19 protein-coding genes are annotated in these 20,289 nt (G+C 62.1%); 7 read left to right on the forward strand and 12 right to left on the reverse strand.

Going from position 1 to position 20,289, the window contains the following annotated elements:
* Positions 1-128 precede the first annotated feature (128 nt).
* The 4 genes from H281_RS0106175 (at position 129) to H281_RS35890 (ending at position 3,178) form a co-directional block, all read left to right on the forward strand.
* Positions 129-1,040: a LysR family transcriptional regulator gene (locus H281_RS0106175; protein ID WP_020066209.1), complete on the forward strand. Its 912-nt coding sequence runs from the start codon at positions 129-131 to the stop codon at positions 1,038-1,040.
* A 161-nt stretch (positions 1,041-1,201) separates the two neighbouring features.
* Positions 1,202-1,993 (forward strand): enoyl-CoA hydratase/isomerase family protein, encoded by a 792-nt coding sequence (locus H281_RS0106180; protein WP_033379465.1) that lies wholly within the window; start codon positions 1,202-1,204, stop codon positions 1,991-1,993.
* A gap of 132 nt (positions 1,994-2,125) precedes the next feature.
* Positions 2,126-2,878: an SDR family NAD(P)-dependent oxidoreductase gene (locus H281_RS0106185; protein ID WP_020066211.1), complete on the forward strand. Its 753-nt coding sequence runs from the start codon at positions 2,126-2,128 to the stop codon at positions 2,876-2,878.
* Positions 2,879-2,920: 42 nt separating this feature from the next.
* Complete coding sequence (locus tag H281_RS35890) at positions 2,921-3,178, forward strand: phage integrase family protein (RefSeq protein WP_084690041.1); 258 nt, start codon at positions 2,921-2,923, stop codon at positions 3,176-3,178.
* A gap of 44 nt (positions 3,179-3,222) precedes the next feature.
* On the opposite strand, the gene H281_RS0106190 is transcribed toward H281_RS35890, so the two are convergent.
* From H281_RS0106190 to H281_RS0106220, 7 genes are all read right to left on the reverse strand, one after another.
* Positions 3,223-4,002 carry an AraC family transcriptional regulator gene (locus H281_RS0106190; RefSeq protein WP_033379447.1) on the reverse strand — a complete coding sequence of 260 codons (780 nt, stop codon included), beginning with the start codon at positions 4,000-4,002 and terminating at the stop codon, positions 3,223-3,225.
* Positions 4,003-4,078: 76 nt separating this feature from the next.
* Positions 4,079-5,347, reverse strand: a complete 1,269-nt coding sequence (locus tag H281_RS0106195) for an FAD-dependent oxidoreductase (protein WP_020066213.1) — start codon at positions 5,345-5,347, stop codon at positions 4,079-4,081.
* On the reverse strand, positions 5,344-5,610 hold the full coding sequence (locus H281_RS0106200) for a (2Fe-2S)-binding protein (RefSeq protein ID WP_020066214.1): 267 nt from the start codon (positions 5,608-5,610) through the stop codon (positions 5,344-5,346). The genes H281_RS0106195 and H281_RS0106200 overlap by 4 nt, the downstream gene beginning before the upstream one ends.
* On the reverse strand, positions 5,603-6,784 hold the full coding sequence (locus tag H281_RS0106205; RefSeq protein ID WP_020066215.1) for an NAD(P)/FAD-dependent oxidoreductase: 1,182 nt from the start codon (positions 6,782-6,784) through the stop codon (positions 5,603-5,605). The genes H281_RS0106200 and H281_RS0106205 overlap by 8 nt, the downstream gene beginning before the upstream one ends.
* Positions 6,766-7,746: a 4-hydroxyproline epimerase gene (locus H281_RS0106210; protein ID WP_020066216.1), complete on the reverse strand. Its 981-nt coding sequence runs from the start codon at positions 7,744-7,746 to the stop codon at positions 6,766-6,768. The genes H281_RS0106205 and H281_RS0106210 overlap by 19 nt, the downstream gene beginning before the upstream one ends.
* A 277-nt stretch (positions 7,747-8,023) precedes the next feature.
* A complete protein-coding gene (locus H281_RS0106215) occupies positions 8,024-9,175 on the reverse strand; it encodes a branched-chain amino acid ABC transporter substrate-binding protein (RefSeq protein ID WP_020066217.1) in 1,152 nt (383 codons plus the stop codon).
* Positions 9,176-9,485: 310 nt separating this feature from the next.
* Positions 9,486-10,430 carry a dihydrodipicolinate synthase family protein gene (locus H281_RS0106220; protein ID WP_020066218.1) on the reverse strand — a complete coding sequence of 315 codons (945 nt, stop codon included), beginning with the start codon at positions 10,428-10,430 and terminating at the stop codon, positions 9,486-9,488.
* A gap of 410 nt (positions 10,431-10,840) precedes the next feature.
* Between H281_RS0106220 and H281_RS0106225 the strand changes: the two genes are divergently transcribed.
* The 3 genes from H281_RS0106225 to H281_RS0106235 all read left to right on the forward strand — a co-directional run bounded on the left by H281_RS0106225 (position 10,841) and on the right by H281_RS0106235 (position 13,930).
* Positions 10,841-11,653 (forward strand): PadR family transcriptional regulator, encoded by an 813-nt coding sequence (locus H281_RS0106225; protein ID WP_020066219.1) that lies wholly within the window; start codon positions 10,841-10,843, stop codon positions 11,651-11,653.
* 106 nt (positions 11,654-11,759) lie between these two features.
* The gene (locus tag H281_RS0106230; protein ID WP_020066220.1) at positions 11,760-12,584 is read left to right on the forward strand and encodes a siderophore-interacting protein; all 825 of its coding nucleotides are present in this window, start codon (positions 11,760-11,762) and stop codon (positions 12,582-12,584) included.
* An 83-nt stretch (positions 12,585-12,667) separates the two neighbouring features.
* On the forward strand, positions 12,668-13,930 hold the full coding sequence (locus tag H281_RS0106235) for an MFS transporter (RefSeq protein ID WP_020066221.1): 1,263 nt from the start codon (positions 12,668-12,670) through the stop codon (positions 13,928-13,930).
* Between the two features lie 37 nt (positions 13,931-13,967).
* On the opposite strand, the gene H281_RS0106240 is transcribed toward H281_RS0106235, so the two are convergent.
* The 5 genes from H281_RS0106240 to H281_RS0106260 all read right to left on the reverse strand — a co-directional run bounded on the left by H281_RS0106240 (position 13,968) and on the right by H281_RS0106260 (position 20,208).
* Positions 13,968-15,128: an enoyl-CoA hydratase/isomerase family protein gene (locus H281_RS0106240; protein ID WP_020066222.1), complete on the reverse strand. Its 1,161-nt coding sequence runs from the start codon at positions 15,126-15,128 to the stop codon at positions 13,968-13,970.
* Positions 15,125-15,961: an enoyl-CoA hydratase gene (locus tag H281_RS0106245; protein ID WP_020066223.1), complete on the reverse strand. Its 837-nt coding sequence runs from the start codon at positions 15,959-15,961 to the stop codon at positions 15,125-15,127. The genes H281_RS0106240 and H281_RS0106245 overlap by 4 nt, the downstream gene beginning before the upstream one ends.
* Positions 15,958-16,887, reverse strand: a complete 930-nt coding sequence (mmsB, locus tag H281_RS0106250) for a 3-hydroxyisobutyrate dehydrogenase (protein WP_020066224.1) — start codon at positions 16,885-16,887, stop codon at positions 15,958-15,960. Before mmsB ends, H281_RS0106245 begins: the two co-directional genes overlap by 4 nt.
* 28 nt (positions 16,888-16,915) lie before the next feature.
* The gene (locus H281_RS0106255; RefSeq protein WP_020066225.1) at positions 16,916-18,424 is read right to left on the reverse strand and encodes a CoA-acylating methylmalonate-semialdehyde dehydrogenase; all 1,509 of its coding nucleotides are present in this window, start codon (positions 18,422-18,424) and stop codon (positions 16,916-16,918) included.
* 80 nt (positions 18,425-18,504) lie between these two features.
* Positions 18,505-20,208, reverse strand: coding sequence for an AMP-binding protein (locus H281_RS0106260; protein ID WP_020066226.1), 1,704 nt, complete (start codon positions 20,206-20,208; stop codon positions 18,505-18,507).
* Between the last annotated feature and the right edge of the window lie 81 nt (positions 20,209-20,289).

A 20,289-nucleotide genomic window follows, 5' to 3' on the forward strand; every position in this document is an offset into this window, starting at 1 on the left:
GATTGCAATTCGGCGAAGCCGCTACCAATGTGTAGCGGCTTTTGTTCTTTCCGATCGGGGCAACCCGTTTTTACAAGCCCTGTTCCTATCAATAGGGAAAGTGAGACTTCGTGGACAGACTTCGTGCAATGGAATTTTTCCTTTCCATTTCCAGGAACAAAAGCTTTTCGGAGACTGCCCGCCAGTTTGGCATCGCGCCCGCGTCTGTTTCGAGAATGGTTCTCGACCTCGAAAATGATCTGAAGGTAAAGCTGTTCACCCGCACTACCCGCCTGGTCACGCTTACCGAAGCGGGAATAGAGTACGCAAAGCACGTCGAAGGTATTCTGCGAAGCATTGACGATGCCCACCGAAGTATCTCGTCCATCACTTCTGCACCCTTGGGCACGCTGCGAGTGCATTCAAGAGTCATGTTCGGCCTCGGCGTATTGCCTTCACTGATTGCCGAATTCTCCAAGCTGTACCCGAGCATTCAGATCGAACTGACGCTAAGCGAAGCGCCATCGGATCTGAACAAGGATCCGGTCGATATTGATTTTCGAATTGCTCCACCGGTCGAATCCGGGATCAAACGCCGGATTATGTTTCGAAGTGACCGCTACCTGGTCGTCTCTCCCGGTTACTTTATTGGTCGAAGCTCCGTCATGGCGCCCGAAGAACTAAAGAGCCATCAATGCATCGCGTATTCCATGCCCGGATCGGGCTATTCGTGGCGATTCCGAAAAGACGGCGCCGAAACGGAAATTCACTTTCAGCCCCGCCACATCACCAACAATGGCATTGCTCTGCTCGAATTCGCGCGCATGGGCGAAGGCATCGTCCTATTGGATGACTACACGGTTCACAAGGATCTCATCAGTGGCAAACTGGTGCGGCTACTCCCCGACTATCAGGTGACCAATTCCAGCTTTGAAGACGGCATGTACGCTACGATCATCGACTCGCCCGCCATCCCGACCAAGGTCCGCCTCTTCCTGGATTTTGTGGCCTCCCGCGTGTCCGGCCCGGAGCTCAGATTTTCCGCCTACGGGTCGCCGTGAAATGAGTTATGCGATCCGCGGGGCACATGATAACGCCCCGTGTCGTGCAAATTACGTTGTTTCCGGCAAATCAGAACCCGTTTTTGATTGAAAATCGCCGGCCCTGGAGGCATTACAATTTTCGTCAACCAGACAAAATGCCTTCAGGAGACGACATGACCATGAGCGAAGCATCCAGCGCAGAGATTTGCGCTGTCACCCTGGCAGTCACGGACGGCGTGGCTTTGGTTACGCTGAATCGCCCGGAGGTCAAAAACGCGCTGTCGCGGGCCATGCGTCGCCGTCTCATTGCAATATTCGACGAAATCAGCGCTCGCAACGACATTCGCTGTGCGGTGCTGACCGGTGCCGGCGACACGTTCTGTTCGGGCGCGGACCTGCGTGACCGCCCTGATCCCGATGTCCCGGGAGACTTCCTCGACCACAATCGCTGGACCCGCGAGACGGGCAATGCGATTAAGGAATGCGTGAAGCCTGTGATAGCAGCGGTTAATGGCGCGGCGCTGGGCGCGGGCCTGGGTCTGATGGCCGCTTGCGACATCATGTACGCGAGCGATAACGCCGTATTCGCGATGCCGGAAATCAACGTCGGTCTGGCCGGTGGAGCGTCGATGCTGCGCACCCTGTTCGGTCGATCGACCGTCCGTCGCATGTTCTTCACCGGCGACAAACTGACGGCTCAAGATCTGCTCCGTCGCAACGTATTGGAAGACGTGCTGCCTGCGGACACGCTTATGCCTTACGTCATGGAGCTTGCGCGCCGCATCGCCAGGAAGTCGCCTATCGCGCTCATCGAGGCGAAGAAGGCTGCGAATTTCACCGATCAGATGCCTCAGCGCGAAGCTTACCGTCACGAGCAGGACATCACGATGATGCTTTCCAGGACGGAAGACGCCAAAGAAGCGCGCATGGCGTTTCTGGAAAAGCGCGAGCCGGTATTCAAAGGCCGATAGGAAACGCCCTGGTCGCACCGATATTAGTTAAGCATGCCTGATAGTCAGGATTCTTGACTGGTCGCGATTCACTTCATCGTCCTCGACAGCCGCTATAAAGCCCACCTTGACAGATTATCGACGGAGACAGCAATGCAACAGGATCTGGCCGGACGTTACGCCCTTGTGACCGGCGCTGGCGCGGGGATCGGCAAGGCGACGGCCCTTCGACTCGCCGCCCGCGGCGCTGTTGTTGGCGTCAATGATCTGAAGGAGGAACTGGTCAACGATACTGTGGCCGCACTGATCGATGCCGGCGGCCAGGCCATCCCGGTCGTGAAAAACGTGAGCACCCGCGAGGGCATCACTGAAGCAGTGAACGAAGTCCACGCCAAAGGTGGTCGCTTCGACATTCTGGTCAACAATGCGGCATGGGTGCGCTACCAGTCGGTTCCCGACATCGCGCCCGAGACCATGGATCGAATGCTCGATATCGGCTTCAAGGCGGTGGTATGGGGTATTCAGGCCGCGGCTGCGGTAATGACCGAAGGCGGTGCGATCGTCAATGTCGCATCGACGGCAGCGCTGCGTTCCGCCAGCCAATCCATTGTTTACTCGGGCATTAAGTCTGGGATCCTCGGCATCACGCGTGCAGCAGCGGCAGAACTCGGTACGCGCAAAATCCGCGTCAACGCTGTTTGCCCATCCGCAGTGCCGACCGAGGGAACAGAGCGCAACCGGAACGAAGAGCGCGACGCGAGGCGCGTGGCCACGACGCCACTGGGCCGTTTGGGCAACGTGGATGACATCGCCAAGGCGATCGTGTATCTGGCTTCGGACGACGCCGGCTTCATCACCGCGCAATGGCTTGCCGTCGACGGGGGTATTACCTTTACGAATATTTAATGCTTCAGTCTTTCGCGTCCGAAGCGGCGGTTTCCATTAGCGATGGGGTCGGCATGGTTCAGGCCTCTCGTCGCTAAACGATTGAAAGAGCACGGTATCGCATCTCTTGGCGAGCTGTTCGAGCTTTGCAACGCCAAGGTCGGGAGCGTGCCGCGAATTGGCGTGGGCCGCCCATGCAACGTTGTGGGGCGGCTGCGCCAACATGAACACTCGAACGGCAAACGCGATCGAACCGCTGGCGAACCAATGCCGATACCCTTGCCACGCCAACGCCTACATTCAAGCGATTCTACGTGGTGACAAGACCATGCAACGACGAAACGGTACCTGGACCTCACTGCTTTTCAATGCTTACTGACCGACGTCGTCGCGGGTTGCAGCAACGAGCGATATTGGGTCGGCGTAATCCCCACCGTCGTCTTGAATTGACGCGTGAATGCACTGTGATCGGTGTAGCCGCAACGCGTCGCAATGTCGGTGATGTTAAGGTCACCCGCGAGCAATTGCGAAGCTGCATCCAGCCGCGTTTTGAGTAGCATCTGTCGAGGCGTAAGGTGAAAGACTCTGAAGAAATAGCGCTCGACCTGCGCAACTGACATGTCGATAAGTGCTGCAAGATCCGCCAACTTCAGCGGATGCGCGTAATGATCCTGAATGTGCTTTACTGCAATCGCAACACGTTGATACGAGGGATGTGTACTTGCAGCCGCTCGAAGATCGCGCGAGATACCTGCGACGCCCAGGACGCGTCCCTCTACATCGCGCAGCGGTACTTTCGAGGTAAGGCACCAACCGGGCTGGCGACCTGGATAGAGATGCAGTTCAAGTTGATCGACCAGCCGGTTGTTATCTCGCACAACCGCTTTGTCCTGTTCCATATAGATGCGGCCAAAGCGCGAAGGGAATGCTTCTGCTGCTGTCTTCCCCAGCAATGACTGCCGGTCCTTGTAACCGCAGCGGGCCGCGAGGGTCGCATTGGCGATCACATACCGTGCCTCGTGATCCTTTACGAAAAAAACCACATCGGGCATGGCATCGAAGAGCGGCACGAGCAGCGCGTAATGCGCCACCATCTGCTGCAGGGTCGTGTTTCCAGTGACAGCGGAAAGGAGCAGTTGGTTCATGGCTAAGTGTTGCGGATCAGGATAGGCTTGATTATGCCGACGCCCAGGTCACTCGAACGCTCGCGGTTCCCGGCGTTCAGACCGGCGTCTGGAAGCTCATTAAAGTGCTCACGCGTGCAGGCGAGAACGGCGGACGCTGCCCATAGCGCGACCAGCCGAGGCAAAACGCTGCTGCTTCCCCGCAAATCTTGCCTTGGCAAGGCCCCATGCCGCAGCGTGTGTGCAACTTGGCATCACGCCAGCCGCGATGCTGCGCGACCTCACCAAAGCTGACGTCCTCACATCGGCACATCACAGTGTCTGCGGTGGCGAGTCCGCGGAGTTGCGGATCGAGGGCGAAGGCCGTATGCATTTTCGCTGCAAAGCGGCGGTAGCGCTCGCGCTCCGCAAAGAGAGCACGCGCATCGGCTACGTTGCCAATCGCAGCAAGCGCGGCGATTCGCCCTTCGACAGCAGACAGTTCCATGCCGCCGACGCCCGTACATTCTCCGGCCGCATAGATGCCCGGCTGGGTGGTTGCCTGAAAATCATCGACGACGAGGGCGAGCACGCCGTCCGTTTCGGCGACATCGCAACCAAGCGCCGTGCCCGGGATCGTGTTGGGGACGAGACCATACGCGCAGGCGAGCCTGTCGCAGTCGATCTGCGTTTGCCTCGTACCCTGCTGCACCACGACCTGCGTGATCTTCTGATCGCCGTGTGCGGCGCTCACATAGGCGCCCCGCAGATATGGCGTAGCGCGCAAAGCGAACCGCATGCGCGCCGCCTGGGCGAGTTTCGCTGGCGTGCTCACGAGCGACATTGCGAACTGCCGCACTGCATGCGTCGGCGCCTGCTCGACAATCGCCGCAACGTGCGCGCCCTGTTCGCGCGCGGTCACGGCCGCCGCCCACAATAACGGGCCTGTTCCTGCGATAACGACGCGCTCGCCACGCACCGGCATGCCGCCCTTCACCAGCGCCTGCAAACCGCCCGCCCCTGTCACGCCAGGGAGTGTCCATCCCGGGTACGGCAGAAAACGCTCGCGCGCGCCGGTTGCGATGATGAGCTTGTCGTAACCGATCGCATAGCCGCGTGTAGCATCCTCCACGAGCAACTCGTGTTCACGAAGCGCCTGCACGACGCGCGTACCGTGCAAACGCGCGACGTTCGCGGCTTGCGCCACCGCATCGATTGCTTCGCGTCCGCGCCCTTGCGGTCGATGATGCGGTCCTTGTCGCCAGATCTGACCGCCAGGCAGTGCGTTATCGTCGACGATGCCAACTGTAGCACCTGCTTGCGCAGCGACACTTGCAGCATGCAGTCCCGCAGGCCCCGCACCAATGATCAGGATATCGAAATTCATGATGCAGACCTTGCTGTCCTGATGTTCATGCCGTCGGCGCAGAGCGTCTGACAGGCGAGCCGATGGCGCACGCCGTCGATCGTCACGCGGCATTCCTGGCAAACGCCCATTCCGCACAGCGGCCCGCGTTGCGCGCCGCTCACGGATTCACGCGTCACCACGTCCGCACCGCCCGTTACGAGCGCGATAGCCGCTACGACCGAACTGCCGCGCTCGACCTGCACGTTGCGTCCATCCACGCTAATCGTCACCGGGTCACGCATGACTGGCTCCCACGTTTTCGAAGCGTGCAGGCAGGTACGGCGCAGCGTCGATTGGCAGCACGTCGCCCAGATCGAGCATCTGCGCGGCGATCAGTTTGGCGGTAGCGAGTGCCGTCGTGACGCCGAGGCCCTCGTGACCCGTCGCGAGCCACGTAGAACGGTGACAGGAGTCGTCCCCGAACGGTGCTGCGGGCCCGATCAACGGCAAGCCGTCACTCGTGGCCGGACGAAAGCCGGTCCAGGCCCGAATCGCGTTGAGGGTCGGCAACGTCGGCAGATACTCCGCGGCGCGGCGTAGCATGCGTGCGAGAACGTCTGGTTCGATAGCCGGATCGACAGTGTCGAATTGCCGTGACGATCCGATCAGGATCTGACCGGTTGGACGCGGCTGCACGTTGAACGCCACCGACGTACCGCTCGCGTTGTGGGCGCTCTTGATATAGCCGAGTTCAAGTATTTGATGACGGATCGTGCCCGGATAACGATCGGTGATCAGCAGATGCCCTTTTTTCGCCTGCATCGGTAGCCCGGGCAGCAGATCGGACGCTTGCAGACCGTTGGCCACTAGCACGGCGCCCGCTGCGATCGCCTCACCGCTCTCGAGCACGACGCCCTCGCGATTCACGCGCACAACCTGCGTATCGAGCCTGCACGTCACGCGTCCTTTCACTGGCTGCGCGAGTAGCCATGCGGCAGCGGCAGGCGCGTACACCACGGCGTCGTCGGGGAGCATCATGCCGCCACGCAGGCCTTCGCGCAGTTCGGGTTCCGCTTCGCGCATCTGCTGTGCGTCCAGCAACGAGCAGTCGACGCCCGCCTGCACAAGTGCCTGCTGGCGCGTTTGCGCGAGTTCGTATTCCTCGTCGTCTACGGCGACCCAGAGTGTGCCGCAACGCACGAACGCCTCGCGCGCACTCAGACGCGGCGCGAGCTCGAGCCACAGCTCGCGCGACCACGCAGACAACGCGAATTCGGCAGGCGAGTCGTCCATCAGCACGAGGTGGCCCATACCCGCTGCCGTCACTCCGCCGCCCACGCCCGCGCGATCGAGGACGAGCACGTCAGCGCCCTGCTTCGCCAGTTCGTGTGCACAAGCCGCGCCGACGATGCCCGCGCCGACCACCACGACGTCGGGACTCGACTGACCCGGCTGAATCACGCGCGAATGCCCCATGCGAAAGGATCGTCGGCGGAGAAAATCAGCTTTGCCTCCGCGCTCACATGCGCCGTGCCGCGAATGCTGGGACGCACGTAGCGGCGGCTGGCATTGTCCACGTTATGACTCGTGTCTTCATGAGGCTCGTAGCTCGCTTCGAATATGCTGCCGATGATGCTTTCCTGCCGCCAGGTCGCGCCGGGTGCGAGGTGAGCGTCGGCGGCGAGGCAAGCGATCTTTGCACTCGTGCCGGTGCCGCATGGCGAGCGGTCGTACGCCTTGCCGGGACACAACACGAAGTTGCGGCTATCGACACCGGGCGTGGTCGAATCCGCAAACAATTCGATGTGGTCGATGAGCGCACCGCCTTCGCCAGTGATGCCGTTGGCTTCGAGCGCGGCGCGAATTGCCCAGGTGACATTCGTGAGCGATTCGACGTTTGCAAATTCGAGCGTCTGCCCGTGATCGGCGACGAGGAAGAACCAGTTGCCACCCCATGCGATGTCGCCATGCACGCGGCCGAGTCCCGGCACGTCGAGCTGCACTTCCGTGCGATAGCGATACGCGGGCACGTTACGGACGCTCACGCTGCCGTCGCCGTGCAATTCGGCTTCAACCACCCCCACGGGCGTTTCGATGCGATGTACGCCCGGCTTGATGCGACCCATGTGCGCGAGCGACACGATCAGGCCGATCGTGCCGTGTCCGCACATGCCGAGATAACCGACGTTGTTGAAGAAAATCACGCCCGCCGAGCACCTCGTATCATGCGGTTCGCAAAGCAGCGCGCCGACCATGACGTCGGAGCCGCGCGGTTCGTTGACCACGCCCGCACGCACGTGATCGAAATCGCGGCGAAATATGTCGAGCCGCTCAGCGAGCGGGCCACGGCCCAGATCAGGGCCGCCTTCGACGACGAGCCGTGTAGGCTCGCCGCCGGTGTGGGAGTCGATAACGGTAATGGAGTTCATGTCCACCATCCTACGCATCGGCCGCAAGGCCGTCTTGTTCGAACGCCGCTATGGCAGTGACGATTTGGGCACAGCAAAGGGAAGTGCGCCACGGCACCCGGACCCACCGGTAAGCACTGCCAGCACTCAACCACGCGAGCTATGCGAGAGTAGAAACTTGCGAGGGAATCTCGACGGGCATCGTCGCGGTATCTGGAGGCAAATCGCTCACGTGTTCCGCGCTTCCGGTGACGTGAGCAGTCTGCGCGGGCGGTGTCTGAGGGCACCGCCCATCTTCGATGGTGACTTACTTCGTACCCACCGTTTGCAGCGGCTTCCATGTGCCATTGACGACCTTGTACACCGTCACGCCGCCGTACTTGAGGTCGCCGTACTGGTCGTAAGAGAGTTCACTTGTAGTGACGCCCTTCATATTCGTAGCCTTCAGCGCGCTCAGGAACACATGCGGATCGGTCGAGTCCGCTTTCTTCATCGCATTGAACACGGCCATTGTGCCGTCGTAGGCATACGGTGCGTACAGCTCGACCGGCTGGTTGAAGCGCTTCTGGTAACGCTCGGCGAACGCCTTGCCGCCCGGCATCTGCGAGAGCGGGCTGCCCTCGGATGCGGCCAACGTGCCTTCGGACGCCTCGCCTGCAATCTTGATCAGGTTATCCGACTGGAGCATGTCCGGACCGAGCAGAGTCGACTTGATTGCGAGCGAGCGCATCTGCTTCAGCATCGGCGCAGCCTGCGTGTCGGCGCCGCCGTAGAACACCGCGTCGACATTCGCCTGCTTGATCTTGGTGAGAATCGCGCGGAAGTCCACGGCCTTGTCGTTCGTGTATTCCTCGGTGACCACCGTCGCGCCCGCCGCCTTCGCGGCCTTGGCGAACTCTTCGGCCACGCCTTGTCCGTAGGCGGTGCGATCGTCGACGATCGCGAGGCGCTTGAACTTGAGCCCCTTCACAGCGAAGTCACCGAGCACCGCGCCGAGTTGCGTATCGGAAGTCAGCAGGCGGAACGTGGTGGGCAGCCCGAGGCGCGTGTAGCTGGGGGCAGTGGCCATGGCAACTTGCGGCGTGCCCGCTTTCGCGTAGATCGGCGCGGCCGGAATGCTGGTGCCCGAGTTGTAGTGACCAATCACGGCGACCACACCGTCGTCCACGAGTTTTTGTGCAACCGTCGTGCCGGTGCGAGGATCGGCCTGATCGTCCTGCGCATCCAGTACGAAATGCACAGGCTTGCCCCCGATAACCGGATTCGTCCCGTTCATGTCCTCGATGGCGAGCTGCACGCCGCTGCGGAAATCTGCGCCATAGTGGGCTTGACCGCCGGTGAGGGGCGCAGCGAAGCCGATCTTGACATCGACCGGCGTTGCGGCATAGGAGCATGGTGCGCCTGCCAGGGCGAGGCCCATGACGATTGCGCTGGAGATGACGGTCCTATGGAATTGCATTGTTCTTGTGCTCCTCGTTTAGTGGATTACCGCGGTACCCGCGCCCGCACTTGTGTGGCAGGCACATGCCTGTCGCCTTCCGGTCCGACCGGTGGATGGCTTGAGCAATATAAGAGTCCAAAAATCGCGGAGTCTTGAGGGAAATCGACAGCAACCAGGCAGAAATCTGCATAGTCGTCGGCGCACTCGCGCGTCGCTTTAACCGGAGCAGGCGCGGCTGTCTCCAAGGGTTTTCTCTCGCGGCTTCCAATGAAAAAAGCGCCCACGTGGGGCGCTTTCCGATGTTGCATGCACTGCAACTGCTCGAGCCTCAAGCATTCACTTCCTTCGACCACTCTGCATACCAGTTGCGGAACAACTCGTACTGCGTCTGCGCGTAACGACGCTGCGCCTCGCTCAGCGCATCGGTTTCGTAGAAATGCAGCGAATATTCCGTGTCACCGTTGAGCACCATCAGGTACTTGTAGTAAAGCACCAGGTCGGTTCCTTCATCGAACGACGACAGCACAGCCAGCGCCGATTCCAGTTCCCGCGCCTGACGGCGCGCGGTGACATCGCCCTTCGCCGCCTTGCGGCACAGGTCGACCAGTTGGAGGACTTCGCGCGGCAATGCGTTGCCAATGCCGGTAATAGCGCCCGTGGCGCCGCAGTTGACGAAGCCATGGAAGACCTGCGTGTCAACGCCTGCCATGAGCGTCACGGTGTCGTCCTGGCTCGTGATGTGCTCGGCTGCGTAACGCATGTCGGCAGCACCGCCGAACTCCTTGAAGCCGATCAGATTCGGATACCTGCCGCGCAGTTCGAAGAACAGGTCCGCACGCGTAGCGAAACCATAGTACGGGCTGTTATAGATGACGGCGGGTAGTGCCGGAGCCGCTTCGAGAATCGCGGCGAAGTGCGCTTTCTGCGCGGCGGGCGACGCCCCGCGAGACAGCACGCGCGGGATAACCATCAAGCCGCTCGCCCCTACTTTTGCGGCGTGCGCAGCGTGAGAAATCGCTTCTTTTGAGTTGACCGCGCCCGTGCCAACGATGGTGGGGATGCCGGCGGCCACGAGCCGCGCGACACCTTCCTGACGTTGGGCTTCGGTCAGTAGCGGCCAGTCGCCCATCGAACCGCAGTAAACGACGGCGGACATGCCGAGATTAACCAGTTCGCGTGCTTTGGCGACGAGTGCGTCGTAATCGGGCAGGCGGTCGGCGGTGCACGGGGTCATGAGGGCCGGAATCGTGCCAGTGAAGATGTTGTTGCTCATGCTGTTTCCTTTTGATTTGGGAGGTTTGGAAGCCGCTTTCCCGATTTGCTTTACGAGGCTTGTTCCAGCTGAGCAAGCGCCCAGGTAAGCCGATGCACTCAACAAGGGACGACTCGCGCTAAGCGCCTGTACTGGAAGCAGGTCGCAGTGACAGTATGTATGCCGGGAATTTTAGGCAGCGCTTATCTGGCCGTCTTGTCTCCGTGGCGCGCCGACGACGACGATTTCTGCATAGAGTCGCGTTTGGGGAAGCGCTGCACACAGAATCTGGGCACTGTTACCAAGCACGGTCGCTGCCTTGCGTTCCCGCAGACTTTGTTATGCGCCCATACCTCCCCTCAAAAACTTGACAATCTATCTTTAGATATATATCTTAAGACACATCTTAAGACACAAATGGAGTGTGCGAGATGCGTCATCACCATCGTTCAGGCCGCCCGCACGGCGGCGACTATCCTTCGGGCGCAGGTTTCGAGCGCCGGTTGCTGCACGCGTGGTGGCATGCGTTCGGCCATCATCGTGAAGCTCACGGCCAGGGTCCCGGCGAACACGCCGATGCGGGCCATCGCTTCTCACCGCATGCGCTCTGGCATGCGATTGGACGCCACCATGACCACCGCGGCGGGCGCGGCCATTTCGGCGGCGGGCCGGGCGGCTTCGGCGGCGAAGGCGACGGATTTCCGCGCGGCCGTAAATTCAGCTCCGACGATCTGCAACTGCTGTTGCTCTCGCTGATCGACGCGCAACCGAGCCACGGCTACGAACTCATCAAGGCGCTGGAAACACGCTCGAACGGCTTCTACAGTCCGAGCCCCGGCATGGTCTATCCGGCGCTCACGTATCTGGAAGAACTCGGCTACGTCACCGTGCAACTCGAAGGCAATCGCAAGCGCTATGAACTGGCGCAGGCGGGGCGCGACTATCTCGCGGCCAACCGCGACCGCGTCGAGCTGATGCTCGCGAAGCTCAGCCACATCGCTCGCAAGATGGATTCGGTGCGCCGCGCGTTTGCCGGTGAAGAGCCGGCCGACATCAGCGAAGGCGGTTGGGCGCCCGAGTTGAACGAAGCACGCCGCGCGCTGAAAAATGCGCTGCTGCGTCGTGACAATGCGCCAGCCGACGAACAGCGCCGCATTGCCGCGATTCTGATGCGCGCGGTGAAGGAGATCGAAGGCGAGCACAATCCGGGCAGCGGTCATAGCGACGACGCATCCACCGCGTGACATCGCGAACGCCGGCGCCTTACGCCCGGCTCTTCACTGCACGCACGCCGCGCTAACGCGCGGTACGCGGCTCACCGAACCTACCGCTTTGCATCGGACCAGCTCAATGACGACTTCAGAAAACCGACCCGACCTCGCCGTGCATCGCGTGCGGCACCCGCTCAAATTCCGCCTGCTGCAAGTCAGCAAAGTGCAGGCGCTGACACCGCATCTGATCCGCGTGACCTTTACCGGCGAAGACTTGCACGACTTCGTGTCCGCTTCATTCGACGATCACATCAAGGTGTTCTTCCCGGAACCGGGCGCGGACAAACCCGTGCTGCCGGAAGCCGGCCCCGACGGCCCGGTGTTTCCTGAAGGACGGCGCCCCACCGCACGCGACTTCACGCCGCGCCGCTTCGATCGCGAGGCTCGCGAACTCGACATCGAATTCGCCATGCACGAAGCCGGCCCGGCAGCCACATGGGCTGCGCAAGCGCAGGTCGGGCAGTATCTGGGCATCGGCGGGCCGCGTGGCTCACTCGTGATCCCTGCCGCTTTCGACTGGCATTTGCTGATCGGCGACGACACCGCGCTGCCCGCAATCGCGCGCCGACTCCAGGAACTGCCGGCCGGTAAGCGCGTGGCCGCCGTGATCGAAGTGGCCGACCCGTCGGCTCGCATCGAGTTCGAGACTCGGGCCGAGTTGCATCTGGTGTGGCGTTATCGCAGCGAAGCCGGCTCTCGCGGCGAGGCTTTGCTGCAAGCGGTCCGCGAAACGTATCTGCCCGAAGACGGCGAAGGCTATCTATGGGCTGCGGGCGAATCGGCGACCATCCGCGCGATTCGTCATCATCTGTGCATGGAACGCGGCGTCGACAAAGCGCGTATTCGCGCGGCGAGCTACTGGAAGCAGGGCGCGGCGGCCGTGCATGAAACGATAGACGACTGAGCGCCGTACGAGCATCCGGCTTATGCGATGAGCGGCCAGACGCGTGCAAGCGGCGCTTATAACAACAACAAGGAACCTTGCCAATGTATTCAATTGACGCAAAGCACGAGCGCCGTTTGCTCTGGCTGCTCGCGCTGACCCAGTTCACCATCATCATGGACTTCATGGTGATGATGCCGCTCGGTCCACAGATCATGCACGCGTTTGGCATTGCGCCGGCCGGCTTCGCCACCGCGGTGTCGGCGTATTCGTGGTGCTCGGGCCTGTCCGGACTTTTTGCGGCTACTTACATCGACCGCTTCGACAGGCGGCGTCTGCTGCTCACCATGTATGCGCTGTTCGCGATGTCGAATCTCGCGTGCGCGCTGGCGAGCAGCTTCGCGTTGCTGCTGGCCGCGCGGGCTTTTGCAGGAATAACGGGAGGCGTGCTGGCATCGGTGATCATGGCGATCGTCGCCGACGTGATTCCCGTGCAACGACGCGGCGCCGCAACCGGCACGATCATGACGGCCTTCTCTCTCGCCGCAATCGCCGGCGTGCCGGCCGGCGTGATGCTAGGCGCGCATTTCAGTTGGGCCGCGCCGTTCTTCCTGCTGGTCGGGCTGTCGTTCGCCGTGTGGGTGGCGGGCTGGCAACTGGTGCCTTCGCTGGCCGGACATCTCAGCCAACGCCAACCGCCGCTCGCCGAAATACTGCCCGATCTGATGCGGCTTCTCGGCAACCCACGGCATATGTCGGCCTTTGCACTGACCTTCGTGATGATGGTCGCGCATATGCTGGTCATCCCGTTCATTTCGCCGGTGCTCGTTGCCAATCACGGCGTGTCGCCCGAGCAACTGTCGTGGCTATACATGGCCGGTGGAGCAGCAACGTTCTTCACCTCGCGACGGGTCGGCAGGCTCGCAGACCGGTTCGGTACACGGCGCGTCTTCCGTATCACGGCGCTGCTTGCGTGTCTGCCAGTCCTTTTCGTCACTCATCTGCCGGACCTGCCGTTCTATGCGCTGCTTCTGTTCTTCCCGGTTTTCATGGTGTTGATGTCGGGGCGAATGGTGCCGATGCAGGCACTCTTGACCACCGTGCCGCAGCCCGATCGACGCGGCGCGTTTCTCAGCGCGAACAGCGCGCTCCAGGCGCTCGGCACAGGATGCGGCGCGTGGATCGGCGGTCTTATGCTCGGCAGTTCGTCCGCCGGCCAGATAGTCGGCTATGGAACCGTTGGATGGGTGTCGGTCGCGGTCGCGCTCAGCGGCGTGCTGTGGGTTTCGCGAGTTCGAGGCGCGCGCAGCGACGGCGCCGCACCGGCACCCGCGGTCGTGCACGGTGAGGTCGTCGGCGAAAGCTGAAGCTCACGGTCCCTACCGCACGGCCTCGGCGCGATCATCAGACCGGTTCCGCGCCGAGATCCGCCAACGGATGTGCCTCCTGCTTCCACGGCGAACTCAGAAAGTGCCTGACCCGCTCGGGCCGCACTTCTGCGAGCGTGGCAGGCGCCCAGCGTCCTTTGCGGTCTTTATCGATCAGCTGCGCGCGCACGCCTTCGCAGAAGTCGCCCTCCTCGATTGCGCGCTTCACGATGCCCAGTTCCATCCGGAAACACTCGGCAAGCGTCATCTGGCGGCCACGTAACAACGCCTCACGTGTGACGTAAAGCATGGTGGGTGAATGCGCAGCGAGCGCGTCGTAAGTGGACTGCAGCCACTGCCTGACTTCGCGCGGCGGGTCGCGTTCGAGATCGTGCCGCAACGTCGCCATGATTCTGTCGACGCCGGAACGCCGGTCGAAGTGCCGCTGGATCAGTTGCGTGAATGGCGTGATCGCCGCGTGCGGCACGATGTTGCACGGCGGCTCGACGACCCCGCGCAAAGCGCTCAGCAGATCGCCCTCGTGCGACATGTGCTGCAATCGCTGTTCGCAAGAAACCAGCCAGTCGGCAGGCACACATTGATCGGCCAGTTGCAGCCGCAACGCATCGGCACCGGACAAAGTCGCGCCGGTCAGGCCCACGTACAACTCGAGCTCCGCGGGCATCACGCTCAGAAAACGCGTTGCGCCGACGTCCGGCAGGAAGCCGATGCGCGTCTCCGGCATCGCAATCTTGCTGCGCTCGGTGACGACGCGCAAACGCGCCGCCTGTCCGAGGCCCATGCCGCCGCCCATCGCGATGCCGTCGAGTATCGCCACCACCGGCTTCGGGAAAGTGTGCAATGCGTAATCGAGCCGGTATTCGTCGACGAAAAACGCGAGCCAGCGGCTGTCGCCGCTTGTGGCGAGCCGGTGCACTTCGCGCACATCGCCGCCCGCACAAAAGCCCTTGTGTCCAGCCCCTTTCAAGGCAATCGCGACAATGCTGTCGTCGTTGCGGCAATGCTCGACGAGCACGGCGAGCTCGCGGATCATCGCGTGCGACAGCGCATTAAGCGCTGCCGGCCGGTTCAGCGTGATAACGGCGACACGGTTGATCACGCGAAACTGGATTTCTCGTTGAGCTTCGCCGCCTGTAACGGACGCGTTCTCGGGCACGACGCTCTGCAAGGCGCTCATCGTTGCGTCTCCCCGCGAGCGTGTGCTGCTTGCGTCGAACTCGCTGTGTGTTCGCCTTGCGCGATCTGCCAGCGCGGCGTGCGTTTTTCGAGGAACGCATTGACGCCCTCGCGCTGATCGGCGCCGTCGAACAGATCGACAAAGCGCTCACGTTCCAGTGCAAGCGCGGCTGAACGCGGCACGCCATTGCGCCCCTGATGAATCAGTGTCTTGCTGAAGCCGACTGCCTGCGGGCTCAGTGTCGCGACGCGCGCCGCCATGCTCAACGCAGCCTCGCGCGCGGCGCCCTTCTCCACGACTTCTTCAACCAAACCGATGCGCAGCGCGGTCGCTGCATCCACGCGTTCGCCCGTGAGAATCATGCGTTTCGCCCAGCCTTCGCCGACGAGCCACGGCAGCGTTTGCGTTCCGCAACCGCAAGGCAGCAGGCCAACTGCGGTTTCGGGCAGCGCCATCACCGCGTGCTGTTCGGCGATCCGTATGTCGCACGCCAACGCGCATTCCAGCCCGCCGCCCATCGCAAAGCCGTTGATCGCAGCGATCACCACGGGCCGCGCATTCTGCAACGCTTCAAAGGCCGCGCCGAAGCGCGCTGCCGCGACGCGCGCCACTTCGCGATTGCCGTCGGCGAAAGCATTCAGATCGGCGCCAGCACTGAAGAACTTCGGACCTTCGCCGGTAATGACTATGGCGCGGACACGAGTCTCGCCGTTCAGGCGCTCCACCGTCTGCTGCAACTGCAACAGACCGTCAGGTGTGAATGCGTTCGCAGGGGGACGCTTCAGCGTGAGTTGCGCGACGGCGCCCTCATGTGCGTAGTCGAGTTCGATCATCGCGCATCTCCATTACCGGTGGCTTTGGCGGTGTTTTCCGCGGTCTCGTGACGATAGAGCTTGATGACTGCGGAAAAGTCCAGACGACCCGCGCCTTTTGCGCTCATCGTTTGATAAAGCTGCTGCGCGAGTGCGCCGAGATAGACCGGTTGACGCGCGAACCTGGCGGCGTCGGTGGCTAGCCCGAGGTCTTTCAGCATCAGATCCGTGCCGAAGCCGCCGCTGTATTCCCGCGACGACGGCGCACTATCGATTACGCCCGGCATCGGGTTATACGTGTCGGAGCTCCAGCAGCGCCCCGTCGACGTATTGATAATGCCGGCCAGCACTTTCACGTCGATGCCGAGCGCTTCACCCAGCGACATGGCTTCCGCCACGCCCGCCATCGTGATGCCGAGCACGAGGTTGTTGCAGATCTTCGCGACCTGGCCGGTGCCGGTATCGCCGCAATGCACGATATTCCTGCCCATCGCCGACAACACCGGCTTGACCTTCTCGTACGCACTCGCACTGCCGCCGACCATGAACGTCAACGTGCCCGCAGCCGCACCGCCGGTTCCACCCGAGACGGGCGCATCGACGAACGTGTTGCCCCGTTGCTGCGCGAGTTCGGCAAACGCCTTCACGCTTGCCGGATCGATCGTGCTCGAATCGACGATGGTCACGCCTTGCGGGATGCCGGCCAACACGCCGTCGTCCGCGGTCAGCACGCTGCGCACATGCGCCGCCGCAGGCAGCATCGTGATCACGCATTCGACGTCGGCCACCGCCGCTTTCGGCGAAGCGGCAGCGTGAGCGCCCGCGTCGACGAGCGCCTGCACCGCTTGCGCATTGAGGTCGAATACATTGACCGCGTGGCCGGCCTTCAGCAGGTTGTGCGCCATCGGCGCGCCCATGTTACCGAGCCCGATAAAGCCTATTTTCATGATCTCGTCTCCGTTCTCGCGGCGTCGTTCAGCGCAGGCTGATGGTCGTGTTCACGCCGTCGTTGACCGTGTCGTCATCGAACCAGCGCGCGGTGACGGTCTTGGTTTGCGTGTAAAACTGCACGACCTGCTTGCCATAGGGGCCGAGGTCGCCGAGCTTCGAGCCGCGCGAACCTGTAAAGCTGAAGAACGGCACGGGCACCGGAATCGGAATGTTGATGCCGACCTGGCCCACGTCGATTTCGCTCTGGAACTTGCGCGCCGCCGCGCCGCTCTGCGTGAAGAGGCCGACACCATTGCCGAACGGATTGCTGTTGACGAGTGCGATCGCATCGTCGAGCGTCGCCGCGTTCAGCACGAGCAGGACCGGCCCGAAAATCTCCGTGCGATAGATCTCCATCTCGGTGCTGACGTCCGAGAAAATCGTCGGGCCAATAAAATTGCCTTGCTCGTAGCCGGGCACCGTCACGTCGCGGCCGTCGAGTGCGAGCGTAGCGCCCTCTTTCACACCGGCTTCGATCAAGCCCAGAATGCGCTCTTTCGCCGCGCGCGAGACAACGGGGCCGATATCGGTGTTCGGCTCGTTACCGGCGTTCACCTTCAGCGTCTTCGCCTTGGCGACGATCTCCGGCAGCCATTGCTGCGCGGCGCCCACCAGCACCACGACCGAAGTCGCCATGCAGCGCTGTCCGGCCGCGCCAAAGCCCGCACCGGCAAGCGCGTTCAAGGTCTGTTCGCGGTTTGCGTCGGGCAGCACGACGGCATGGTTCTTTGCGCCCATCATCGATTGCACGCGTTTGCCATGCTCGCTGCCGAGGCGATACACATGTGTGCCGACTGCCGTCGAGCCGACGAACGAGACCGCTTTTACCAGTTCGTGCGTGCAGAGCGCATCGACCACGTCCTTGCCGCCGTGCACCACGTTCAGCACGCCTTTCGGCACGCCTGCCTCCAGCGCGAGTTCGACCAACTGCATTGTCGACATGGGGTCCTGCTCAGAAGGCTTCAGCACGAACGTATTGCCGCATACGATCGCCATCGGGAACATCCATAGCGGGATCATTGCGGGAAAGTTGAACGGCGTGATGCCGGCGCACACGCCGAGCGGCTGGCGCAGCGTGTAGGTGTCGACGCCACCGGCGACGTTTTCCGCGAATTCGCCTTGCTGCAAGCTACCGATAGAACACGCATGTTCGACCACTTCGAGTCCGCGGAAGATATCGCCTTCTGCATCGGGAATCGTCTTGCCCTGCTCGGCGCTCAACGTCTTCGCGATACGCGGCATATGTTCGCGGATCAACGCCTGATACTTGAGCATGATGCGCATGCGCGCGCCGATCGGCGTGTCCTTCCACGTTTTGAATGCGGCATGCGCCGAGCGGATGGCTTCGTCGACTTCACCGGCGGTAGCGAACGGCACGCGCGCCAGCACCTGTTGCGTCGCCGGGTTGACGACGTCGCGCCATTCGGTCGTCCTGGAATCGACGAACTCGCCGTTGATCAGCAGCTTGACGGTATTCGAAGCAATTGCGCTCATGCTGAAACTCCTGTGCGTTGGCCGCGTGACGGCCGGACAGTGACTGAAAACAGAAAATGTTCGATAACGCTTTGCCCGACTCAGCGCAGGTCCGGGAAATCTTCTTCCCAGTATTCGTCCGGCAAGCGCGCCGGTTCCGCCTGGCGCTCCATTTCGCGGCGCCGCAACTCGACGCGGCGAATCTTTCCGGAGATGGTCTTCGGCAACTCGCTGAATTGCAGACGGCGAATACGCTTATACGGTGCGAGTTTTTCGCGCGAGAACGCGAACACGGCGCGCGCGAGCTCAGGCCCTGCCTGATAGCCGTGGCGCACCGTGACGAATGCCTTGGGCACCGACAGGCGCAGCGCATCGGCGCTCGGCACAACGGCCGCCTCGCCGATGGCCTCGTGTTCGATCAGTACGCTTTCGAGCTCGAACGGGCTGAGCCGGTAATCGGACGATTTGAAGACGTCGTCTGCGCGACCGACATACACGTAGTAACCGTCCTCGCGGCGCAGCGCTACGTCTGACGTGCGGTAAAAACCGTTGCGCATGGCTTGCGCGGTCGCTTGCTCGCTGTTCGCATAGCCTGTCATCAGACCGAGGGGCCGCTGCTTGCCGTCGGGTCCGATCGGCAACGCGATCTCGCCTTCGGTCACCGGCTGATCGTCGGCATCGAGCAACTCGATTCTGTAGCCCGGCAACGGACGGCCCATCGAACCCGCAACAACCGGCTGCCCCGGCGAATTGCCGATCTGGCAAGTGGTCTCGGTCTGCCCGAAACCGTCGCGAATCGTAATGCCCCAAGCGTGCTTCACGCGCTCGATGATCTCCGGATTCAACGGCTCGCCCGCGCCGACGATTTCGCGCAGCTTCACCGGATAATCGGTAAGGTGCTCCTGCACGAGCATGCGCCACACAGTGGGCGGCGCGCACACCGTCGTGACGTTGAAGCGCACCAGCACATCCAGCGTGTCTTTCGGCACGAAGCGCGCAAAGTTGAAAACGAATACACAGGCCTGCGCGTTCCACGGCGCGAAGAAGCAACTCCACGCGTGCTTCGCCCAGCCGGGCGAACTGATATTCCAATGGATGTCGCCCGGTTGCAGGCCGATCCAGTACATCGTCGACAGGTGGCCGACCGGATAGCTTTGATGCGTATGCTCCACGAGCTTCGGCTTGGACGTCGTGCCCGACGTGAAATAAAGCAGCAGCGGATCGGCGGCGCGCGTCACACCGTCAGGCGTGAATTGCGGCGATGCGTCATACGCCGCCGCAAGATCGGTCCAGCCGGCGCGCGGTGTGCCCACCGAAAGACGCGTCAACGGCACGTCAAGCGAATCGAATTTGGATAGCTCCGCGCTGTCGACCACCACAAAGTTCGCGCCGCCGATCTGCACGCGGTCGCGAACGTCGTCGGCGGAAAGCTGGGTCGTGGCCGGCAGGACAATCGCGCCGAGCTTCATTGCGGCGAGCATGACGTCCCACAGTTCGACCCGATTGGGCAGCATCAGCAGCACGCGGTCACCGCGTTTCACCCCGACGCTGCGCAGGAAGTTCGCCATGCGCGCGGAGCGCTCCGACATTTGCGCATACGAGAGACGCAGCCCTTCGCTGGCCGGGTCGTCGACGATCCACAGCGCGGTGTTGTCGTTGTCGCGTGCGATGACGTCGAAGTAGTCGAGTGCCCAGTTGAACTGTTCCAACGCGGGCCATGCGAATTCGCGGTAAGCGCGCTCGTAATCGGTTCGATGGCGCAATAACAGGTCACGCGCGTCGAAAAAGGCTTTCGCTGCAGTCATGGTCGTCTCCTGATGGGCGCGGTATGAATCCGCGTTTGCTCGGGTTTAGTTTTTTCCGCAAGCTATTTTGCGCTCAAACGC

It is taken from the genome of Paraburkholderia caledonica (assembly GCF_000383275.1).
GTDB lineage: Bacteria > Pseudomonadota > Gammaproteobacteria > Burkholderiales > Burkholderiaceae > Paraburkholderia > Paraburkholderia caledonica.

Bases quoted from the DNA above. Each gene is read 5' to 3' on its own strand.
- H281_RS0106175 (WP_020066209.1), top strand. From the start codon at position 129: ATGGAATTTTTCCTTTCCATTTCCAGGAACAAAAGCTTTTCGGAGACT.
- H281_RS0106180 (WP_033379465.1), top strand. From the start codon at position 1,202: ATGAGCGAAGCATCCAGCGCAGAGATTTGCGCTGTCACCCTGGCAGTC.
- H281_RS0106185 (WP_020066211.1), top strand. From the start codon at position 2,126: ATGCAACAGGATCTGGCCGGACGTTACGCCCTTGTGACCGGCGCTGGC.
- H281_RS35890 (WP_084690041.1), top strand. From the start codon at position 2,921: ATGGGGTCGGCATGGTTCAGGCCTCTCGTCGCTAAACGATTGAAAGAG.
- H281_RS0106190 (WP_033379447.1), bottom strand. From the start codon at position 4,002: ATGAACCAACTGCTCCTTTCCGCTGTCACTGGAAACACGACCCTGCAG.
- H281_RS0106195 (WP_020066213.1), bottom strand. From the start codon at position 5,347: ATGAATTTCGATATCCTGATCATTGGTGCGGGGCCTGCGGGACTGCAT.
- H281_RS0106200 (WP_020066214.1), bottom strand. From the start codon at position 5,610: ATGCGTGACCCGGTGACGATTAGCGTGGATGGACGCAACGTGCAGGTC.
- H281_RS0106205 (WP_020066215.1), bottom strand. From the start codon at position 6,784: ATGGGGCATTCGCGCGTGATTCAGCCGGGTCAGTCGAGTCCCGACGTC.
- H281_RS0106210 (WP_020066216.1), bottom strand. From the start codon at position 7,746: ATGGTGGACATGAACTCCATTACCGTTATCGACTCCCACACCGGCGGC.
- H281_RS0106215 (WP_020066217.1), bottom strand. From the start codon at position 9,175: ATGCAATTCCATAGGACCGTCATCTCCAGCGCAATCGTCATGGGCCTC.
- H281_RS0106220 (WP_020066218.1), bottom strand. From the start codon at position 10,430: ATGAGCAACAACATCTTCACTGGCACGATTCCGGCCCTCATGACCCCG.
- H281_RS0106225 (WP_020066219.1), top strand. From the start codon at position 10,841: ATGCGTCATCACCATCGTTCAGGCCGCCCGCACGGCGGCGACTATCCT.
- H281_RS0106230 (WP_020066220.1), top strand. From the start codon at position 11,760: ATGACGACTTCAGAAAACCGACCCGACCTCGCCGTGCATCGCGTGCGG.
- H281_RS0106235 (WP_020066221.1), top strand. From the start codon at position 12,668: ATGTATTCAATTGACGCAAAGCACGAGCGCCGTTTGCTCTGGCTGCTC.
- H281_RS0106240 (WP_020066222.1), bottom strand. From the start codon at position 15,128: ATGAGCGCCTTGCAGAGCGTCGTGCCCGAGAACGCGTCCGTTACAGGC.
- H281_RS0106245 (WP_020066223.1), bottom strand. From the start codon at position 15,961: ATGATCGAACTCGACTACGCACATGAGGGCGCCGTCGCGCAACTCACG.
- mmsB (WP_020066224.1), bottom strand. From the start codon at position 16,887: ATGAAAATAGGCTTTATCGGGCTCGGTAACATGGGCGCGCCGATGGCG.
- H281_RS0106255 (WP_020066225.1), bottom strand. From the start codon at position 18,424: ATGAGCGCAATTGCTTCGAATACCGTCAAGCTGCTGATCAACGGCGAG.
- H281_RS0106260 (WP_020066226.1), bottom strand. From the start codon at position 20,208: ATGACTGCAGCGAAAGCCTTTTTCGACGCGCGTGACCTGTTATTGCGC.